At 61.4% G+C, this 19,631-nt stretch carries 14 protein-coding genes; 11 read left to right on the top strand and 3 right to left on the bottom strand.

All coding sequences use genetic code 11. From position 1 onward, the window contains the following. Positions 1 to 52 precede the first annotated feature (52 nt). Complete coding sequence (locus ACTQ33_RS03380) at positions 53 to 1,267, bottom strand: argininosuccinate synthase (RefSeq protein ID WP_441462188.1); 1,215 nt, start codon at positions 1,265 to 1,267, stop codon at positions 53 to 55. A gap of 248 nt (positions 1,268 to 1,515) precedes the next feature. Between ACTQ33_RS03380 and ACTQ33_RS03375 the strand changes: the two genes are divergently transcribed. The 3 genes from ACTQ33_RS03375 (at position 1,516) to ACTQ33_RS03365 (ending at position 5,313) form a co-directional block, all read left to right on the top strand. After that, positions 1,516 to 2,166: an HAD family hydrolase gene (locus tag ACTQ33_RS03375; RefSeq protein WP_441462186.1), complete on the top strand. Its 651-nt coding sequence runs from the start codon at positions 1,516 to 1,518 to the stop codon at positions 2,164 to 2,166. Between the two features lie 127 nt (positions 2,167 to 2,293). Beyond that, complete coding sequence (gene ade, locus ACTQ33_RS03370) at positions 2,294 to 4,027, top strand: adenine deaminase (RefSeq protein WP_441462184.1); 1,734 nt, start codon at positions 2,294 to 2,296, stop codon at positions 4,025 to 4,027. 224 nt (positions 4,028 to 4,251) lie between these two features. After that, a complete protein-coding gene (locus ACTQ33_RS03365) occupies positions 4,252 to 5,313 on the top strand; it encodes a hypothetical protein (protein WP_441462182.1) in 1,062 nt (353 codons plus the stop codon). 132 nt (positions 5,314 to 5,445) lie between these two features. Here ACTQ33_RS03365 and ACTQ33_RS03360 read toward each other — a convergent pair whose 3' ends face one another. Continuing rightward, entirely contained in the window at positions 5,446 to 7,335 is a 1,890-nt protein-coding gene (locus ACTQ33_RS03360; RefSeq protein ID WP_441462180.1) for a DUF2207 domain-containing protein, read from the bottom strand. Between the two features lie 163 nt (positions 7,336 to 7,498). On the opposite strand from ACTQ33_RS03360, the gene mnmE reads away from it, so the two are divergent. The 3 genes from mnmE (at position 7,499) to ACTQ33_RS03345 (ending at position 11,045) form a co-directional block, all read left to right on the top strand. Further along, on the top strand, positions 7,499 to 8,860 hold the full coding sequence (mnmE, locus tag ACTQ33_RS03355; protein ID WP_441462178.1) for a tRNA uridine-5-carboxymethylaminomethyl(34) synthesis GTPase MnmE: 1,362 nt from the start codon (positions 7,499 to 7,501) through the stop codon (positions 8,858 to 8,860). 103 nt (positions 8,861 to 8,963) lie between these two features. Beyond that, the gene (locus ACTQ33_RS03350) at positions 8,964 to 9,875 is read left to right on the top strand and encodes a lactate/malate family dehydrogenase (protein WP_441462176.1); all 912 of its coding nucleotides are present in this window, start codon (positions 8,964 to 8,966) and stop codon (positions 9,873 to 9,875) included. Positions 9,876 to 9,926: 51 nt separating this feature from the next. Next, a complete protein-coding gene (locus tag ACTQ33_RS03345; protein ID WP_441462175.1) occupies positions 9,927 to 11,045 on the top strand; it encodes a cysteine desulfurase family protein in 1,119 nt (372 codons plus the stop codon). 210 nt (positions 11,046 to 11,255) lie between these two features. On the opposite strand, the gene ACTQ33_RS03340 is transcribed toward ACTQ33_RS03345, so the two are convergent. Next, a complete protein-coding gene (locus ACTQ33_RS03340; protein ID WP_441462174.1) occupies positions 11,256 to 13,166 on the bottom strand; it encodes an NAD(+) synthase in 1,911 nt (636 codons plus the stop codon). A gap of 225 nt (positions 13,167 to 13,391) precedes the next feature. Between ACTQ33_RS03340 and ACTQ33_RS03335 the strand changes: the two genes are divergently transcribed. The 5 genes from ACTQ33_RS03335 to ACTQ33_RS03315 all read left to right on the top strand — a co-directional run bounded on the left by ACTQ33_RS03335 (position 13,392) and on the right by ACTQ33_RS03315 (position 19,622). Continuing rightward, positions 13,392 to 15,476, top strand: a complete 2,085-nt coding sequence (locus ACTQ33_RS03335) for a DUF3656 domain-containing U32 family peptidase (RefSeq protein ID WP_441462173.1) — start codon at positions 13,392 to 13,394, stop codon at positions 15,474 to 15,476. A 130-nt stretch (positions 15,477 to 15,606) separates the two neighbouring features. Continuing rightward, complete coding sequence (locus ACTQ33_RS03330) at positions 15,607 to 16,194, top strand: Maf family protein (protein WP_441462171.1); 588 nt, start codon at positions 15,607 to 15,609, stop codon at positions 16,192 to 16,194. Positions 16,195 to 16,213: 19 nt separating this feature from the next. Next, entirely contained in the window at positions 16,214 to 17,038 is an 825-nt protein-coding gene (mreC, locus tag ACTQ33_RS03325; RefSeq protein ID WP_441462170.1) for a rod shape-determining protein MreC, read from the top strand. 9 nt (positions 17,039 to 17,047) lie between these two features. Beyond that, the gene (locus ACTQ33_RS03320; RefSeq protein ID WP_441462168.1) at positions 17,048 to 17,560 is read left to right on the top strand and encodes a hypothetical protein; all 513 of its coding nucleotides are present in this window, start codon (positions 17,048 to 17,050) and stop codon (positions 17,558 to 17,560) included. Then, on the top strand, positions 17,550 to 19,622 hold the full coding sequence (locus ACTQ33_RS03315; RefSeq protein ID WP_441462166.1) for a penicillin-binding transpeptidase domain-containing protein: 2,073 nt from the start codon (positions 17,550 to 17,552) through the stop codon (positions 19,620 to 19,622). Before ACTQ33_RS03320 ends, ACTQ33_RS03315 begins: the two co-directional genes overlap by 11 nt. Positions 19,623 to 19,631: the final 9 nt, after the last annotated feature.

The following is a 19,631-nucleotide window of genomic DNA, read 5'->3' as shown; positions in this document are numbered from 1 at the left end:
CATCATTGCAAAGGAGGGGCAAACAGTCGTTTGCCCCTCGGAATCGTCATTCTTACAGCTTGCCCTGCTCTCTGAGCGCCTGCACCGTATCGGGCAGGCCCCACAGGTTGATGAAGCCGGTGGCCTGAGCCTGATCGTAGTCGCTCTCGTCGAAGGTCACCAGACTCTCGGAGTACAGGGTGCAGGGAGAGGACACGGAAGAGGTGATGATGTTGCCCTTGTAGAGCTTCAGCTTCACCTGACCGGTGACATACTTCTGGGTATCCACGGCAAAGGCCGTCAGGGCCTCCCGCAGGGGGGTGAACCACTTGCCGTTGTACACCAGATCCGCAAAATCCACAGCCAGCTTGGACTTCATGTGCTTGGTGTCACGGTCCAGCGTCAGCATCTCCAGAACCTCATGGGCCCGGTACAGGATGGTACCGCCGGGGGTCTCATAGACGCCGCGGTCCTTCATGCCCACCAGCCGGTTCTCCACGATATCCAGCAGGCCGATGCCGTTGGCGCCGCCGATCTTGTTCAGCTTGGCAATGATGGCGCTGGCCTTCATCTTCTCGCCGTTGAGGGCCACAGGCCAGCCCTTTTCAAAGTCCAGGGTCACATAGGTGGCCTCGTCGGGAGCCTTGAAGGGAGACACGCTCATCTCCAGGAAGCCTTCCTTGTCGTACAGGGGCTCGTTGGTGGGGTCCTCCAGATCCAGACCCTCATGGCTCAGGTGCCACAGGTTCTTGTCCTTGGAGTAGTTGGTCTCACGGGAAATCTTCAGCGGAACGTTGTGGGCCTCGGCGTAGTCGATCTCCTCCTCACGGGACTTGATATCCCACTCTCTCCAGGGGGCGATGATCTTCATCTCGGGAGCGAACCGCTTGATGGCCAGCTCAAAGCGGACCTGGTCGTTGCCCTTGCCGGTAGCGCCGTGGGCGATGGCGTCGGCGCCCTCCTTCTTGGCGATGTCCACCAGGGCCTTGCCGATGATGGGCCGGGCAAAGGCGGTGCCCAGCAGGTAGTCCTCGTACTTGGCGCCCATCATCATGGAGGGGATGATGACGTCGTCCACCATCTCGTCCACCAGGTCCAGCACATACAGCTTGGAAGCGCCGGTCTTGATGGCCTTCTCCTCCAGGCCCTCCAGCTCGTCGTCCTGGCCCACATCGGCAGCCACGGCGATAATCTCGGGGTTGTTGTAGTGCTCCTTCAGCCAGGGAATGATAATGGAAGTATCCAGGCCGCCGGAATAGGCCAGGACGATTTTCTTGATCTCACTCATTGCAAATGCGCCTCCGTAGGTGTCGTTTTATTTTGTGGCACTATCATAGCACCGCAGCAGCGAAAAGGCAAGTGTAAAATTGAATAAAAATACATGATACTTTCACGCATATTTAGGAATATTCAGCTATTCCCCATAAATATACAGTATATTATGTATATATACAATATGTTCTTGCATAGACAGCCATTGACAGGCTGCCGGACGGGATGGTACAGTGGGGGTACTTTTCAGAAGGAGAGAACACCATGACACTGCAAAAAGCCATCTTTGATATGGATGGAACCATTCTCGACTCCACCGCCATGTGGCGCAACGCGGCAGCCCATGTGGTAAGAACTCTGGGGCATTCCCCCAAGGAAAGCATTGGCCGGGACACCCTGGCCCTGGGCATGCTGGAGTTTGCCCCCTTTTTAAAGAAAGACTACGATCTGCCCCAGCCCGTGGAGGAAATCCATGCCATTCTGGAGCAGCGGGTGCAGCAGTATTATACAAAGGAAGCCGAATTGAAGCCCGGCGCTCTCGAGTTTCTGCGGATGTTACAGGGCCGGGGCGTGACGTTGGTGCTGGCCACGGCCACGGAGCGCCGCCTTTTGCTGCCCGCCCTGGCTTTGACGGGAGCCGACGTGCTGTTCGACGAAATTTACACCTGCGGCGAGGTGGGCCACAGCAAGCATACGCCGGAAATTTACCGGGCGGCGTTGGGCAGTACGCCCAAGGATGCCGCCTGGATTTTTGAGGACGCCTGCTATGCCGTCCACACGGCGGTGGTCGACGGGTTCCAGGTCTGCGCCGTGGCCGACCCGGCCACGGTCCACCAGTGGGACGAAATCGCCGCCACCGCCGCCTGCACCTTAGAGGATTACCGCCACTGGCAGCAGCTGCCCTTTCTGCGGTAACAGGATTCCCCGTCCGTTCACTGGACTTTCCCGCCGGAGTGTGGTACAATGTGCAAAATAGACAAACACCGTCGCCTGATGGACGGAGTTTTCCGTCCGATGTGCCAAGCGCGAAAGGATGAGTCCTATGGCAAATACCAACGAAAGCTATTCCGGCAAAATCAACCGCAAGCTGCGGAAAAAGCAGCGGATCGTCCGCGTGGCCGCCGGGCTGGAACCGGCTGATCTGGTCTTGAAGCACGCCACCTATGTCAACGTGTTTTCCAACGAGCTGTGCACCGCCGACATTGCCGTGGCCGAAGGGCTGATTGTGGGCATGGGTACCTATGAGGGCCGCCTGACCTACGACATGCACGGCAAAATCGTCCTGCCGGGTCTCATCGACGCCCACATCCACCTGGAAAGCTCTCTGGTCAGCCCCCGGGAGTTTGCCCGGGCGGTGCTGCCCCACGGCACCACCACCGTCATCACGGACCCCCATGAGATTGCCAACGTCATGGGCACCGACGGCATCGACTACATGCTCCAGGCCACCGAGGGCCTGCCGGTGGACGTGCGCTTTATGCTGCCCTCCTGCGTTCCGGCCACGCCCCTGGATGAGTCCGGCGCGGTGCTGGACTACCGGGCCATCGACTCGTTCTATGAGCATCCCAGAGTCAACGGTCTGGCGGAAATGATGAACTATCCCGGCGTCATCGCCGCCGATTCCATGGTATTGGAGAAAATTGTGGCGGCCCAGGCCCACCACAAGAAGATCGACGGCCACGCCCCCGGTATCCGGGAAAAGGACCTGGCCGCCTATGTGGCCGCCGGCGTCTATTCGGACCACGAGTGCTACGACATGGAAGACGCATTGGTCAAGCTGCGTCTGGGCCAGTACATTATGATTCGGGAGGGCACGGCGGCCAAGAATCTCGACGCCCTGCTGCCCCTGCTGACGCCCCAGTACTATGAGCGCTGCATGTTCTGCTGTGACGACCGCCATCCCAACGACATTCTGGAGCAGGGCCACATCGACCACATTGTGCGTCGGGCCATCGCCGCCGGTGTAGACCCGATTATTGCCGTCAAAGTGGCCAGCCACAACGCCGCCCGGTACTATCAGCTCAACAACCGGGGCGCCATCTCCCCCGGCTACCTGGCCGACTTCTGCGTGGTGGACAGCCTGGAGCACTTTCAGGTGGAAATGGTCTTTAAAAAGGGCAAGCTGTGGTACGGCGACGACTACTGCCGCGATATGCCGTGGCCCCAGATCGATCCCTATCTGCTGGAACGGGCCCGGGACACGTTCCACGTCCGGACGCTGGAAGTGGACGATTTCCGCGACAAGCGCCAGCGCGGCATCATCGGTCTGGTGGATGGAGAACTCCTCACCACCGACTGCGGCTACGCCACCAAGGTGGACGTGGAACAGGACATTCTGAAAGTAGCCGTGGTGGAGCGCCACAAGGGCACCGGCCACATCGGCCTGGGCTACCTCCACGGCTATGGCCTGCGAAACGGCGCCGTGGCTACCTCCATCTCCCATGACAGCCACAACATTATCGCCGTAGGCACCAATTCCGCCGACATGGCCGTGGCCGTCAACCGGGTGGTAGAGAACCGCGGCGGCATCGTGGTGGTCCGGGACGGCGCGATTCTGGCTGAGGTGGTGCTGGAAGTGGCCGGTATCCTCACCGAGCAGCCGGTGGAGCAGCTAAACGAAGCGCTGGAGCACGCCAAGGAAGTGGCCTACAGCCTGGGCATCAACCCCGGCATTGACCCCTTTATGACACTGAGTTTCCTGGCTCTGCCCGTGATTCCCACCTTGCGCATCACCACCCGCGGCGTGGTGGACGTCAATACCCAACAATATGTGTAATCTTACATAACGCCTTTTGGGGCCCGCTGCCGTTGGCAGCGGGCCTCTTGCTGACCATTTGACGGTTCCAGCCCTGGTCCCAATGGGCCATACCGCATTCTAATCTTTTGGAAAAATGTGTCGATAATAGAAATGATTGTATTTCACTGCTTTTGGCGTGGCTTCCGGCACACACCAAAGATACAGGCAACATCGATTTTGGAACAAATCAGGAGGTCTTGCACATGAACGGCGTCAATCCGTCCAATTACCCTGTCATGCAAAGTCCATACGGAACCCATTTGGACATCTCCAAAGACCTACAAAAGGTCCCTGCAAACTCTGTAAATACCGATTCCTTTGTGCGCTTTGATTCCAATTTTTCCTACATTACCATGGAAGACGCCTTGCGCGGTGATTTCTCCGCAGTGAAAAGCCCCATGGACGCCCCCATCAACGCATTTATGGACGGAAAGCTGTCTGAAACTGAATTGCAGGCCGAGTATGAACGGCTGCTGAAAAAAGAGCTGTTCGGCTCTGCTGAGAACCCCACCGGTCCTCTGACCGATACGCAAAAGGAAACGGCCAGCCGGTTTTACGATGTGTTCCGGCAGAAAATCCTGGCCGCCGCCGTAGAGCGCAACAACGCCGAGGGGCAGCGGTACATTACCGGCGAGGAAAACGCACAGCGCGGCTGGAGCTATTATAATGCCGATTACTATTACGCCAGCGAATCGGCAATTTCCGCCATCACGGCAGGCGCCCAGGCTATGGCCCAGGAGCACGACTCCACCTTCACCGTTCCCGATTACCTGGCTAATGGCGAGACCCACCGCTATAACTTCAACTCCGCTCTGGCCGGCGACCCGTTTATTGTATCTGAGAATCACTTTATTCTGGACCCGGATGTGGTGCCGCCGAAGCAATTCCAGTGGTTTTATGAAACCGGCGGCAAGGTGACCGCCGAGGGAAGCATTCAGATCACGTCCTTTGCCGAGGTGGACGCCAACGGCAACAAGACCGTCACCGACTACACCACCGACGGCTTTGACCCCACCGACAGCTTCAAAGGACGCACCTGGGTCCTTTGGACCGACGAGAGCGGCACGGAGCACCGCCAGGAAGCCGAATTTCGTTTGGATGCGCAGGGGAAGCCGCGCAAGGTCTCGGATTTGCTCTCCCCCTCCAAACAGGAGCCCGAAAGCGCCAGTCTGCTGAACCGGTTTTTGTCCAATCTGCAATGTGCCGCCAAGGGGTATTTTGAACGGTTTGCGGTCATATCTCCCAATCTGGACCTCCGGATTTAACCGCGCCAACATCGGGGCCATTCGCTCCAGCATTTTCCCGCACAAACAAACCGCAGCGACACAAGAAAGCTATTTTCTCGTGTCGCTGCGGTAATTTTCTGATATTCGGATGGGAATGGACGGTTCAAGCGGTTATTGTACGCTGTTGTCCATGCGCCGGAGCATATCCTGAAACGCCGCCGTAAAGCCGGGGGGCGTCTGGGGCTGCTTGCGGCGGGCCCGGAACCAGGGGCAAGGCTCCATTTGGAACCGGCCGACCCGGGAGGCCAGATCGTCGCTGAGACCCATGGCCTCGGTAAACGGCAGCAGATCATAGAAATAGAGCCCGTTGTCCCGCAGCTGCATAGTCAGCTGGTGGGCCGACAGATACTGAACGTACCGGCGGAAGCCCAACGCCTGGGCCGTGATATTCTGACCGGCAGCGCTGCGGCGGCCGCCGCGCATGGTTGCCACCGCGCCGAACACCACCGTGGCAAAGGCGATGACCATGGGCAGCACGCCGCCCCACACCACAGACAGCACCAGCGCCACCAGCGGCAAAAACACGCCGAGGACCACCGGTTGAAATTGCCGCCGTGTGGCCATAATGGCAGCAATGGTGGCAGAAATACCGGCGGCCAGACCCAGCAGCGCCAACAGGACCAGCAGCAGGCCCCGCAGCTTTCCGGCGGGCAGGCCCGCCGAAGCCGCGCCGAACAGGGCCACTGCACAGGAGATCACGCCCAGCAGATAGACGATCAGCGGCGCGCCGCTGGTGCGGGAGAAATAGCGGCGGCGGCAGCTGCGCTCCATATTGTGGGCGTACCAGTCCGCCAGGGCGGCAAACCGGCGGCCCTCGCCCTCACAGACCGTATTGTCGCCAAACAGTTTTTGAAAGGTCACCTGATCCGACTGACGGCGCTCGGTCCCCATGTCCATGGTCTTCTGGAGGATCACCCGGCCCCGCTGGTCATAACCCATGACCAGATAGCCCAGGGAAGCCCACTGGGCCACCTGTAACGACAGCCGGGGACGGGCGCCCATTAGCAGCAGGGGCAGTTCTCCGGCGCCCACGCCGTCGGGTGCCATGGTGCGGGAGACAATTTTCATTTTGCCGTTGCACAGGGTTTTGTACCAGTACAGCAATGCCAGCACCGCCAGCAGAATCGTCACCGCCAGCGTCACCACCTGGGAAATGCCGCTGGCACTGCGGATGGTGATGTACTCGGCAGGCAAATCCAGGGAAATGCTGAGACTTTCGTGGTCCCGCAGCGGCTCTTTATAGGTGCCGGTGATGGTGGTATCCGTCTGCTCCAGATTCATATAGTCGGCCACCAAATCAGCATAATAACCGCCGACGTAAGTCGGCTCTCCGGTAAAGACGGCGGGCATTGTCAGTGTAAAGGACGCCTGCGTCATGGGCCAGGCCCAGCCCGGCGCCATGATATCCAGTTCCAGCTTCTGGCCCGTCTCGGTGACCTTGATGGCGTTCTCCACCGCATAGGACAGCGTAAAGGTCTGGACGCCCGTGAAGCCCGGGTTCGCCACCAGCCGCAGCGCTTTGCCATCGGTGATGTCCACGGTCTCGACCTTATCATAACCGCTCAGCTGTGCATTCACGCCGTTGCCGATGGGAAAGTCCAGCTGCGTCACCGATGAGGGCAGGTTCATGTCCACCCGGATGGTGACCGTGGCCTGGCCCTTGGCATCCACCACCCACTGGGCATTAAAATTGGTAATGGTGGCCGTCTTGGCGTCTACGGTGTTGCCGGTAGTCCCGGTGCCTGTGGCCGTACCGGTGTTGGTAGTCGTGCCGGCAGTACCGCCGGTGGCCGTGGCAGTATCCGGGTCGGTACTGGGAATGCGGTCCGTGCCGCCGTCACCGGCTGCGCCGGTATTGTCCCCGGCGGTATCGGCAGTGTTGTCGGCTGTTTCACCGGTGGTCTCTTCCTGGTTGGTATCCGCGTCATTACCCGTGCCGGTGGCCAGAACCGGCTGCACCAAAACCAGGGCGCAGAGCAATGCAGCAATCCATTGTTTCATGGCGATATGTCCTTTCGAACAGTTTAGTCTTTATAAAATACCATAATTTCCGGAAAAACGCAACGCTTTCGCCAAACTCCGACAATTCTCCGCCGGTCTCACTTGTCATCGGGGTAAAAAAGGAGTATACTATGTGCTTGATACACGAAAAGGAGAGGATCGCATGTCTCAGGTCATCGCCGCCATTTCCACGGCGCCCCAGCCGGGGGCCATCGGCATTCTGCGCCTGTCCGGCGACGGCGCCATCGCCGTGGCCGACCGGGTGTTCACCGCTGTCAGCGGCAAACCCCTGGCCGATACGGCGGATCGCCGTCTGGTGCTGGGCAGTCTCCACGACGCCCAGGGGCGGATGCTGGATCAGGTGCTGGCCACCGTGTCCCGGGCTCCTCACTCCTACACCGGTGAGGATACGGCGGAGCTTCACTGTCACGGCTCTCTGGCCGTTCTTGCGGCGGGACTGCAAGCGCTGTTCGCCGCCGGAGCCCATCAGGCCGGACCCGGTGAATTTACCAAGCGGGCTTTCCTCAACGGCTGTCTGGACCTGAGCCAAGCCGAAGCCGTCATTGATCTCATTGAGGCAGATACCGCCGAAGCCGCCGCCAATGCCGCCGGGCAGCTGTCCGGCGCGGTCCGCAGCCGCATCGACCCGCTGTATGACCGGCTGGCCGGGCTCTGCGCCCATTTCCACGCCGTCCTGGACTACCCCGACGAGGACATTGACGACTTCCGCAATTCGGAGATCACCGAAGCCGTGTCATCGGCACAGGCAGATTTAGCCGCTCTGGCCGCCACCTACCGCCGAGGCACGGTATTGAAAAACGGTCTCGACGCCGTCATTCTGGGCAAGCCCAACGTGGGCAAGTCCAGCCTGCTCAACGCCTTGGCGGGCTATGACCGGGTCATTGTCACCGACGTGGCCGGCACCACCCGGGACGCGGTGACGGAAGTCTTGAAACTGGGTTCCATCAAACTGCGCCTGACGGACACGGCAGGCATTCGGGACACGGACGATCAGATCGAAGCCATGGGCGTGGAGCGGAGCCGTCAGGCAGCCAAACGGGCAAAATTGGCCCTGTGCGTCTTTGATGGCAGCCGTCCCCTGGACGATGCGGATCAGGCGGCCATGGCGGCGGCCTGGGAGGCAGAGCACGCCATCGCCCTGCTGAACAAACAGGATTTGCCCCAGCAGATTTCCCCGGCGGATCTGCCCTTTGACTGGGTGATTCCCCTGTGCACCAAAACCGGCGCGGGACTGGATTCCCTGGAACGGGTGGTGGAAGAACTGTTCCCCCTGGACCTGCCCTGTGACGGCACGCTTCTCACCAACGCCCGGCAGGCGGGCGCGGTGTTCCTGGCGTCGGAAGCGCTGGAACGGGCCGCGGCGGCTTTGCGGCAGGGGCTGACGCCGGACGCCGTTCTGGTGGACGTGGAGGAAGCCATGGAACTGCTGGGACAGATCAATGGCCGGACGGCCCGAACAGAGATCACCGATCAGATTTTTTCGCGCTTTTGTGTTGGAAAGTGATTCGGCAAACAAGAGGTTAAACTAGAAAACAGCGGAGACAATACCGCATCATTTGGTAAAGATGCTTATGGTATGGTCTCCAGTCAATGGAGGAAAGAGGACTATGGCCGCGAAGAAGGTAGCCATTCTCGGTGTTGGACAGATCGGCGGGACCCTGGCCCACCATCTGGTGTTGCGGAACCTGTGTGACGAGTTGGTTCTGGTGGACGCGGACCCACGGCTTGCCCGTGCTCAGGCGGCGGACCTGCGTCACAGTCTGGGGGTGCTGGGTGGCCGAACCCGCATTCGGTCAGGTACCTATTACGACTGTGACGACGCCCAGGTCTGCGTGCTCACTGTGTCGGCCAATCCGGCGCCCAACGCGCCCCGGCTGGACCAGCTGGACCGGTCCGCCACCACCGTTGGCCGCATTGTGCCGACGGTTATGGCTACGGGATTTTCCGGCGTTCTGGTGGTGTTGACAGACCCCTCGGACCTGATGGCGTGGCTTTCCCATCAGCTTTCGGATTTGCCGCCGGAACGGGTCATCGGTTTGGGCACGTCTCTGGACGCGGCTCGTCTGCGGAGCCATCTGGCGGAGGCGCTGGACACGGACCCCGCCGCCGTGGAAGCCTGGGTTTTGGGGGATGCCGGGACAGAGCCGGTGATTCCCTGGAGCCGGGTGCGGGTCAATGGCAATCCCCTGCCGGAGACGGTGGACCGGGAAGCCGTGGCCAACACAGCGGCGGATACGGCCTACAACCTGATTCAGGTCAAAGGCTCCGCCGCCTTCGCCATGGCCGCCGCCGCGGCGGATATTGTGGACGCCGTGCTCAGCGACCGCCATAAGACCCTCTGTGTCTCGGCGGCCCTCCACGGCGAATACGGCCAGGACGACATCTTTCTCAGCGTTCCCGCCGTCATCGGCAGCGGCGGCGTGGAGCGGATTGTGGAATTGGAACTGACCCCCGAAGAGACCCGTCACATGGACAAGGCCGCCCGGGAGCTGTGCCAGTATATGATTGACATTATCTGAGGCAGCGCCCCACAATTTGCGGCGCTGTCCGGAACCATAGAGGAGCGTACCATGATTTATTTTGACAATTCCGCCACCACCCGGCCCTGTGAGGAGGCCGTGGCGGCGGTGACGGAGCTGCTGCGGGACTGCTGGGGTAACCCCTCTTCCCTGCACAATCTAGGCATGGACGCCGCCCGGCGGCTCAGTCAGGCCCGGCGGCAGGTGGCGGCGGCTTTGGGCGCCGAACCGGACCGGGTATTCTTCACCTCCGGCGGCACGGAGGCCGATAACTGGGTGTTTCACGGGGCCGCCAAACGGCTGGGCAAGCGGGGCCGCCACATTATTACCACAGCGGTGGAGCACCACGCCGTCCTCCATCCAGCTAAGGAGTTTGAGCAGCAGGGCTTCGAGGTGACATATCTCCAGCCCGACGAAAGCGGCACTGTCTCCGTGGAAACGCTGGAAGCCGCCCTGCGGCCCGACACCATTCTGGTGTCCGTGATGATGGTCAACAATGAGTGCGGCGCGGTCATGCCCTTGCAGCAGATGATTCGGGCCACCCGCCGCAAAAGCCCCAACGCCCTGTTTCACACCGATGCGGTCCAGGGCTTTCTAAAAGTGCCGTTCAAAGCCAAAACCCTGGGCGCGGACTTGATTTCCATTTCCGGCCACAAGGTCCATGGTCCTAAAGGCGTCGGCGCGTTGTACATCAAGCCGGGCCTGCCCCTGCCCGCCCTGCTCCACGGCGGCGGTCAGGAGCGGAACTTCCGCAGCGGCACCGAAGGATTGCCGGCCATCTGCGGGTTCGGCGCGGCCTGCGCTGTGGGAGCCGCGTCTCTGAAAGCGGATATCACCCACATGGAAGCGCTGCGGGACCACTGCCGGGACGCGCTTTCCAAGCTGCCCGGCGTGGTGCTCTTCGGCGCGGCGGCAGCCCCCCATATTGTGGGCATGAGCATCCCGGGCCACCGCTCCCAGGAGCTGATCAACCGGCTCCAGGACCGGGAAATCTATGTCTCCGCCGGTTCTGCCTGTGCCAAAGGCCACCGCAGCCACGTTTTGGAGGCCATGGGTCTGCCCGCCGACGTCATCGACGGAGCCATCCGCATCAGCTTCAGCCATGAGAACACGCTGGAGGATGTGGACGCGCTCATAATGGCCATCCGGGAAGATTTCATTGGAAAATAACCATAAAAAGGCCACCGTCCTCCACCCGCATTGGGGTGGGGACGGTGGCCTTGCGGCTTTGCCGCGGGGATTGCGCCATCTGCGGATGGCGCCGGAGGCACTAGGTTCGCCCGCTGCGGCAGGCGGGTATTTCGCGCCTTGCGAGGCGCGACCGGGGCTCTGCCCCTGGACCCCACGATTTTCTGAAAAATCAAGTAAAATGTTTGCCTTTTAGAGATTTTCCAGTTCGTCGAGCCACAGGGTGGCGCAGGCGTCCGACGGCATCCGCCAATCGCCCCGGGGCGACAGGCTGACGGAGCCCACCTTGGGGCCGTCGGGCAGGCAGCTCCGCTTGAACTGCTGCTGGAAGAACCGGCGGTAGAAGGTCTTGAGCCACTTCAAAATGGTCTCATCATCATACCGTCCCTGCCAAGCGTATCGGGCCAGCCGGTAGACCTTGGACGGCGGGAAGGCAAAGCGGACGATCTGATAGAGGAAAAAGTCGTGCAGCTCATAGGGACCCACCAAATCCTCCGTCTTCTGGGCAATTTCCCCGTCCTCCGGCGGCAGCAGCTCCGGCGACACCGGCGTGTCGAGGATATCCAGCAGCACCGCCGCCAAATCCTTGTCGCTGTGGTCGGCCACATACCGGACAATATGGCGCACCAGCGTTTTCGGAACAGAACCGTTGACGCCGTACATGCTCATATGGTCGCCGTTATAGGTGGCCCAGCCCAGGGCCAGCTCGCTCAAGTCACCGGTGCCGATGACCATGCCGCCCTGCCGGTTGGCCAAATCCATGAGCACTTGGGTCCGCTCCCGGGCCTGTCCGTTCTCGTAGGTCACCGAACGGTCATCCTCCGGCAGACCGATGTCTTTAAAATGCTGCTCCACCGCCGCGCCGATGGGCACGGTCAGAAACCGGACGCCCAGCAGCTCGGCCATTTTGGTGGCGTTGTCCTTGGTGCGGCTGGTGGTGCCGAAGCAGGGCATGGTGACGGCCAGAATGTCCTTCCGGTCCCGGCCCAGACTGTCCATGGCCCGGACGGTGACCAACAGTGCCAGGGTGGAATCCAGACCGCCGGACAGGCCTACCACGCACGTTTTCGCGTGAGCATGCTCAATGCGTTTCCGCAGTCCCGCCGCCTGTAGGCTCAGAATGTCCTCGCAGCGGCCGTCTCTGGCCGCCGTGTCGGCGGGGACAAAGGGCATGGGGTCCACAAACCGGGTCAGCGTCGTCTCCCGCTCCTCCAGATAAAAAGCGGCGCTCTCCCCCTTGCAGGCGGACCGGGCCGGGAACGTGTTGCGGCGGCGGCGCTCGCCGTCCAGCTTGTGGACATCCACTTCCGTTTTCACCATACCGGGAGTCCGGTCCCGCCGTTCCGCCAGCAAGGCGCCGTCCTCACTGATCAGCTGATGGCCGGAGAACACCAGGTCGGTGGTGGATTCCCCGTCGCCGCAGGAGCAGTAGAGGTAAGCACAGGACAATCGGGCCGACTGATTTTTCACCAGGTCCCGGCGGTAGCTGTCCTTCCCCACCACCTCATTGGACGCCGACAGGTTGACGATGACCGTGGCCCCGTCCAACGCCTGCTGCACCGACGGGGGATTGGGCGCCCACAGGTCCTCGCAGAGTTCACAGCCCAGCACCAGCTCCGGCACATTCAGGCACGGAAAAATCTGGTTGGGCATCAGCAGCACCGCCTCTCCGCCCAAATCCAGGGTGACGCACAGTTCCTCCGTGGCCGGAGTGAACCACCGCTGCTCATAAAATTCGCCGTAGTTGGGCAAATGGGTTTTGGGTACCAGTCCCAGAATGGAACCATCATGGAGCACGGCGGCGCAGTTGTACAGCTTGTGATTCCACTGGACCGGCAGTCCCACAAACACCACCATGGACTTGCCCTCCGTGGCCTCCTTGACGGTCATCAGCGCGTCCATGGCCCCGTCCAGCAGAGTTTTCTGCAAAAACAGCTCCCCGCAGGTGTAGCCGGTCAGTCCCAGTTCTGGAAAAACCAGCAGCTGTACCCCCTGCGCATGGGCTTTCTCTATCCAGTTCACCGTCTCAACGGCGTTGTACGCGCAGTCAGCCACCCGCAGAGCCGGGGCGGCGCAGGCGCAGGAAAGATATCCGTGATGCATGGCGCATCCTCCTTTTGATCGAGCCAGATTGCTCTTATCATACCCCATTTTCCCGGTTCTTGTAAAGGGCGGACGGCAGGGCGTTTGTAAGTTTTTGCTGAAAGACCGTTCTGATTTTATGTAAACTTTTTCTTGTGCCTTCTCTTTTCTCCAGCTACTAAATATGGTATACTGGTTGACATATTCCAGAACCCCTGTTGTTCTCTGTATGAGAGGTTGAGATAGATGATCGAATTGTTATCCCCCGCCGGCTCCATGGACGCCCTGCGGGCTGCGGTCCAGAACGGCGCGGACGCCGTTTATCTGGGCGCCGGCGGCTTTAACGCCCGCATGGGCGCCCGGAATTTCACCCTGGACGACCTCCGGGAGGCCGTCACCTACTGTCACGTTCGCGGCGTCCGGGTCCACCTGACGCTGAACACCCTGGCCTCTGACCGGGAGCTGCCCGAAGCGGCGGAGTTGATTCGCCGGGCCGCCCAGCTGGGTGTGGACGCCTTTATTGTCCAGGACCTGGGCCTGGTTTCCATGTGCCGGGAAATTGCCCCTACGGTGGAGGTCCACGCCAGCACCCAGATGAGCATTCACAACCTGGACGGCGTCAAGCTGGCCGCCAAGCTGGGATGCAGCCGGGTGGTCCTGGCACGGGAGCTGCCGGAAAGCGAAATCGCCGCCATCTGCCGGGAAAGCCCCGTGGAAATCGAAGTTTTCGGCCACGGCGCCCTCTGTATGTGTTATTCCGGCCAGTGTTACTTTTCCGCCGTCATCGGACGGCGCAGCGGCAACCGGGGCCAGTGCGCCCAGCCCTGCCGTCTCCCCTGCGGCTATGGCCGCTATCAGCAGCAGTACCCCCTGAGTCTCAAGGATAACTGCGCCATTGAGCACCTTCTGAAGCTGGAAGCCATGGGCGTCCACTCCCTGAAGCTGGAGGGCCGCATGAAGCGGCCGGAATATGTGGCCGTGGTGACCCGCATCTACCGGGCGGCCCTGGACGGCAAGCCCGTTTCCCGCAAGGACCTGGAGGAGCTCCAGGGCATCTTCTCCCGCCAAGGCTTCACCGATGGATATCTGCGGGATCAGGTGGACCGCTCCATGCTGGGCATCCGCACCGGCGAGCGGGAGGATAAACAACTGCTGGCCAAAGCCCGCGCCACCTACGAAACCGGTGAGGTATCCCGGGTGCCGGTGCGGTTCCAGATCGACGTGCAGCCGGGCCGCCCGGTGACGCTGCTGGTGGCGGACTGGTCCGGCCATGTGTGCCGGGCCGAAGGCCCTGTGCCCCAACAGGCCATCAGCCATCCTGTGACGGAGGAGGAGCTGACGACGCGCCTTTCCAAAACCGGCGGCACCCCATACGTCTGCCGTCAGGTCCAGGCCCAGGTGGCCCCCGGCCTGATGGTTCCGGCCAGCGTGGTCAACGGTCTACGTCGGGAGGCACTGATCCGGCTGTCGGCCCTGCGGGGTCAGCTGCCCCGGGTGCCCCTCCACAGCTACACCCCTGCCCACACCTGGCCCGCCCACAGCGGCCGTCCGGTACTGACCGTACAGGTCCGGTCTCTGGAGCAGGTGACGCCTTCCCTGCTGGCAGCCCGGCCCACGGTGCTCTATGTGCCTGTCAGCGAACTGGCCGACCACCCTGACCGGGTGGTCGCGTTATGCCAACGGACGGAGGTCTGCGCCGTGCTGCCCCGTGTGGTCTGGGATCGGGAATTGGGCAAGGTGCGCCGCCAGCTGGAAACCGTCCGGCAGCTGGGTGTCTCCACGGTCCTCATCGGCAATCTGGGGCAGATCATCACGGCCCTGGAGCTGGGTATGGAGCTGCGGGGCGACTTTGGTCTCAATGTGTGCAACACCCTGACGGCCCAACAGGTGCGGCGGCTCCATTTCCGCTCCCTGACGGCCTCTTTTGAACTGCGGCTGGCCCAGATTCGGGATTTGGGCAAGGCATTGCCCACAGAACTGCTGGTCTATGGCCGTCTGCCCCTGATGCTGACAGAGAGCTGTCTCATCCGCAACCGCACCGGCATCTGCAACTGCCACGGCCAGCCCACCAGTCTGGTGGACCGGACCGGGGCCGAGTTCCCCATCCTGCCGGACCCCGGCACCTGCCGCAGCGTGGTCCTCAACGGCCGGAAGCTGTTTTTGCTGGACCGCCGCAAGGAATTGGGCGTCCTGGGCGTATGGGGACACCGGCTGCTGTTCACCACGGAAAATCCCAGGGAGGTGGATTTGGTGGTCCGCGCCTGGCAGAGCGGCGGCGTCTTCGACCCCGGCCAGCACACCCGCGGACTCTACGTGCGGGGCGTGGAATAATGTAATTCGCAGGGGGACAGTTGGTGGTCCCCCTGTTTTTTCTTGTGGGGCTTGCGTTTTCTGTTGCGTTTCGTGTATAATTCTATAGTTAAAGGTCTATGTAATTACTGATAAGGAGAACCCTGCTGATATGGAATTGATGCTCGCCTCCCAGTCGCCCCGGCGGCGGGAGCTGTTGGCCCGTATGGGCCTTTCCTTCGCGGTCGCGGCCGCCGACATCGACGAAACCATGGACAACGGAAAGAAACCCTTTGATGAGGTGGCCCGTCTGTCGGCCCAGAAAGCCGCGGCCATTGCGGAGACCGCCGGAGACGACGCCGTGATTGTGGCCGCCGACACGGTGGTGGTCCTGGAGGACCGGGTGCTGGGCAAGCCCCGCACCACAGAGGAAGCCGTGTCCATGCTCACGGCCCTGTCGGGCCGGGACCATCAGGTGATGACCGGCGTCACCGTCCGCCGGGGAAACCGCACCGTCACCGACACGGTGGTAACCCATGTCTGGTTCCGTTCCCTGTCCCACCAGGAGATCGCCGCCTATGTGGCCACCGGCGAACCCATGGACAAGGCCGGCGCCTACGGCATTCAGGGGCTAGCCGGTCTCTTTGTGGAACGGCTGGACGGCGACTATTACAACGTCATGGGGCTCCCCATCTGCCGCCTGTGCGCCATGCTCCGCCATCTGGGCGTGGAGATTCTGGGACAGGCCGACGTAACTTGAGTTCTGAGGTGCAAACGCATTGAAAAAATTCTTTTCCGGCCGGGTCAAAATGATTCTGGCCGCGGCCATGAGCCTGGCCATCCTCTTTGCGGTGGTGGGCGTCATCAGCGACGGCGCCACCCTGGGCCAGCAGGTCACGGGTCTGCTGCTGTCGCCCTTCCGGTCCGCCACAGCGGCGGCGGTGCGGCAGGTGGAGCAGTTCTACGACTATCTGTTCCGCTACGACGCCCTGGAGGCCGAGAACGAGCTGCTCAAGCAGCGGGTGGCCGAACTGGAAGAGGACGCCCGGGACGTGGCCCAGTATGAACGGGAAAACGAATACCTGACCGCCCTGCTGGGACTGCAGGAGGACCATCCGGATTTCACGTTCCGTTCGGCCTACGTCACCAGTTGGGAGTCCTCCAACTGGAAAACGGCCTGCACCATCTCCCGCGGCACCGAATCCGGCATTCAAGAGGGTATGTGCGCCGTCACAGCCTACGGGCAGGTGGTGGGCATGGTCACGGAGGCTGGGCCCACCTGGGCCACGGTGACCACCATTCTGGACCCGTCCATGGAGATATCCGCCTCCATCGCCGCCTCCGGCTACACCGGCGTGGTCCAGGGCTCCTACGACAAGGACGGCACGCTGCGGATGAACTATCTGGCCTCCGGCGCAGTGCTCAAAAACAACGATCAGGTGGTCACCACCGGTTCCACCTTCTACCCCAAGAATCTGCTGCTGGGCTATATCTCCGACGCCGGACACGACGAGACCGGCGTCGGCAAGTTCGCCAAGCTGACCCCTGCCGCCGACCTGGGCGATCTGGAACAGGTGTTCCTCATCGCCGATTACCAGTCGTGAGGGATTGCCATGACACAACGCCAACGCAATCTCCTCCGCTGGAGTCTCTACAGCGCCGGATTTCTTCTGGTGCTGCTGCTGTCCACCTCGGTGCTGGGCAACCGCACCTTCTGCGGTACCAAGCTGAGCCTGCTGCCCGTCTATGCTGCCTGCGTGGCCTGTCGGGAGGGGCATGAACAGGGTGGGCTGTTCGCTTTGATCACCGCCGCTTTCTGGGCCCTGTCGGGAGCCTCCGGCGGCGCGGTGTTCGTGTTTCTCCTGCCCCTGGGCTCCATGGTGGCCGGATATATCACCAGCGCCTATGTGACCCGCTCCCTGATGCCCGCTGTCGGCGGCAGTCTGTTGAATCTGGTCCTCTGTGAAGGGGTCGTCTACGTCCAGCGGCTGTTTCTGGGCTCCCCCATGCCCGCTGACGCCTCCCGGCTGCTGTTGCTGCAAATTGGTTTTTCGCTGCTGACCACGCCCCTGTTCTGGTGGCTGACCGGCAAGATCGCAAAGGCAGGTAATCGCCATGGAACGTAAAGCACGATTTCGCGTCATTGTCACGGTGATGCTGATTCTGGCCCTGGTGGGTGCTTACGGCGCCCAACTGTTCAAACTCCAGTCCCAGGCCACCCAGGAGCCCGGCTCCTACACCTACCGCACCGTGGTCCAGGCGGCCCGCGGCCCCATTCTGGACCGCAACGGCAACGTCCTGGTGACCAACCGGGCCAGCTACAACATTCAGCTCAATCGGGTGATCCTCCTCAACGCCGACGACCCCAACCAACGGCTTCTGGAGCTGGGTGAACTGTGCGAGAGTTTGGGCGCGGACTATGCGGACCATCTGCCCATCTCCAAAACCACTCCCTACGCCTACACCCTGGACGATCTGGACTCCAGCTGGCAGAACAACTTCCGTAAATTCCTGTCGGCCTACGGCCTCGACCCGGACATGTCCCCCCAGACCCTGATGAAGGAGCTGCAAAAGATTTTCAGTATCCCCTCAGACTGGACCGACCAGCAGAAGCGGCTGGTGACGGGCCTGCGCTACGAGCTGGCCCTGCTGGCCGTCGAAGGCACCGGCCTGGAAAGCTACACGCTGCTGGCCGACGCCGACACCGATACCCTGTCGGCCATCATGGAGCTGGCTACGCCGGGCCTCAATGTGCAGACCTCCACAGTTCGCTCCTACAACACCGAATACGCCGCCCACATTCTGGGATATCTCGGCACCATGTGGGCCGACGAGTACCAGTCCACCTACAAGGATCTGGGCTACCCCATGAACGCCACCGTGGGTAAGTCGGGCATTGAGGTGGCCTTTGAGCCGGAGCTCCACGGCACCGACGGCACCAAAGTCACCACAGTCAATGAGGACGGCGAGGTGCTGGATGAATATTGGGCTGTGGAACCGGAGGCCGGAGACTGTGTGATGCTGACCATCGACATCAACCTCCAGGCCGCCGCCGAGGAAGCACTGGAAAAGATCATTCTGGACCTGCGGGAACACGGTCTTTCCTCCTCCTCCACCGACAGTAAAGGCAAGGGCCAGGACGCCGAGGGCGGCGCGCTGGTGGCCATTGACGTCAACACCGGCGAGGTGCTTGCCTGTGCCAGCTACCCTACCTATTCCCTGGAAACGTTCTACGAGGATTACGCCACCCTCAGCGAGGACCCCTACAAGCCCTACTATAACCGGGCGCTGCAAGCCCCCATGCCGCCCGGCTCCACCTTCAAGATGGTCACATCCATCGCCGCCATTGACAGTGCCGGCATCGGTCGGTTCTATGAAATCGACGACTTGGGTAAATACACCTATTTTGATACGTATCAGCCTGAGTGCTTGATCTACACCAACACCGGCACCACCCACGGCATCATCAATATGATGGAAGCCCTGTCGGTGTCCTGCAACTACTACTTCTACGAGGTGGGCCGCCGCACGGGCATCACAGCCATCGACAATGTGGCCAAGCAGCTGGGTCTTGGCGAGCACACCGGCGTGGAAATCGGTGAGGCCATCGGCTACCGGGCCAACCCGAAAACCAAAGCCGAGGTCCATAAGGACAACCCGGACTTGGCCGGCTGGTATGACGCCGACACCATCGCCGCCGCCATCGGCCAGTCGGAAAACCGCTTTACGCCCATGCAGCTGGCCGTCTACACCGCCTCCCTGGCCAACCAGGGCAAGCGGTACAAAGCCACGTTCTTAAAGCGCATTGTCTCCTCCGACTACACGGAAACACTGGTGGAGAATGAGCCGGTGGTAGCCAACAATTACACCTTCTCCGACGAAGCCATGGCGGCTGTCCGAGAGGGTATGCGTCTGGCCGTCACCGAAGGTACGGCTTCCACCTATCTGAAAAACTACAACGTCGCCGTCTGCGCCAAGACCGGCACCGCCGAGCACGGTTCCACCGGCTCCGCCCACGGTGCATTTGTCTGCTACGCGCCCATGGACGACCCCCAGATCGCCATCGCCGTCTATGTGGAAAAAGGCGCCCAGGGCGGCAATCTGGCTCAGGCCGCTGTGGCCGTCATGGATCAATATTTCAAGGCCGCTCCCACCGATGATCTGCCCGGGGAAACTGTGGTGGGCTGAGCGCGCCGT

Origin of the sequence: Candidatus Avoscillospira sp. LCP25S3_F1 (assembly GCF_052117125.1) — a bacterium.
Lineage (GTDB): Bacteria > Bacillota > Clostridia > Oscillospirales > Oscillospiraceae > Avoscillospira_A.
Note: the sequence above shows the minus strand (reverse complement) of the source record. Positions and strands in the feature narration are given on the sequence as shown.

Excerpts from the sequence above, each read along its gene's own strand:
- ACTQ33_RS03380 (WP_441462188.1), bottom strand. The coding sequence starts at position 1,267 with ATGAGTGAGATCAAGAAAATCGTCCTGGCCTATTCCGGCGGCCTGGAT.
- ACTQ33_RS03375 (WP_441462186.1), top strand. The coding sequence starts at position 1,516 with ATGACACTGCAAAAAGCCATCTTTGATATGGATGGAACCATTCTCGAC.
- ade (WP_441462184.1), top strand. The coding sequence starts at position 2,294 with ATGGCAAATACCAACGAAAGCTATTCCGGCAAAATCAACCGCAAGCTG.
- ACTQ33_RS03365 (WP_441462182.1), top strand. The coding sequence starts at position 4,252 with ATGAACGGCGTCAATCCGTCCAATTACCCTGTCATGCAAAGTCCATAC.
- ACTQ33_RS03360 (WP_441462180.1), bottom strand. The coding sequence starts at position 7,335 with ATGAAACAATGGATTGCTGCATTGCTCTGCGCCCTGGTTTTGGTGCAG.
- mnmE (WP_441462178.1), top strand. The coding sequence starts at position 7,499 with ATGTCTCAGGTCATCGCCGCCATTTCCACGGCGCCCCAGCCGGGGGCC.
- ACTQ33_RS03350 (WP_441462176.1), top strand. The coding sequence starts at position 8,964 with ATGGCCGCGAAGAAGGTAGCCATTCTCGGTGTTGGACAGATCGGCGGG.
- ACTQ33_RS03345 (WP_441462175.1), top strand. The coding sequence starts at position 9,927 with ATGATTTATTTTGACAATTCCGCCACCACCCGGCCCTGTGAGGAGGCC.
- ACTQ33_RS03340 (WP_441462174.1), bottom strand. The coding sequence starts at position 13,166 with ATGCATCACGGATATCTTTCCTGCGCCTGCGCCGCCCCGGCTCTGCGG.
- ACTQ33_RS03335 (WP_441462173.1), top strand. The coding sequence starts at position 13,392 with ATGATCGAATTGTTATCCCCCGCCGGCTCCATGGACGCCCTGCGGGCT.
- ACTQ33_RS03330 (WP_441462171.1), top strand. The coding sequence starts at position 15,607 with ATGGAATTGATGCTCGCCTCCCAGTCGCCCCGGCGGCGGGAGCTGTTG.
- ACTQ33_RS03320 (WP_441462168.1), top strand. The coding sequence starts at position 17,048 with ATGACACAACGCCAACGCAATCTCCTCCGCTGGAGTCTCTACAGCGCC.
- ACTQ33_RS03315 (WP_441462166.1), top strand. The coding sequence starts at position 17,550 with ATGGAACGTAAAGCACGATTTCGCGTCATTGTCACGGTGATGCTGATT.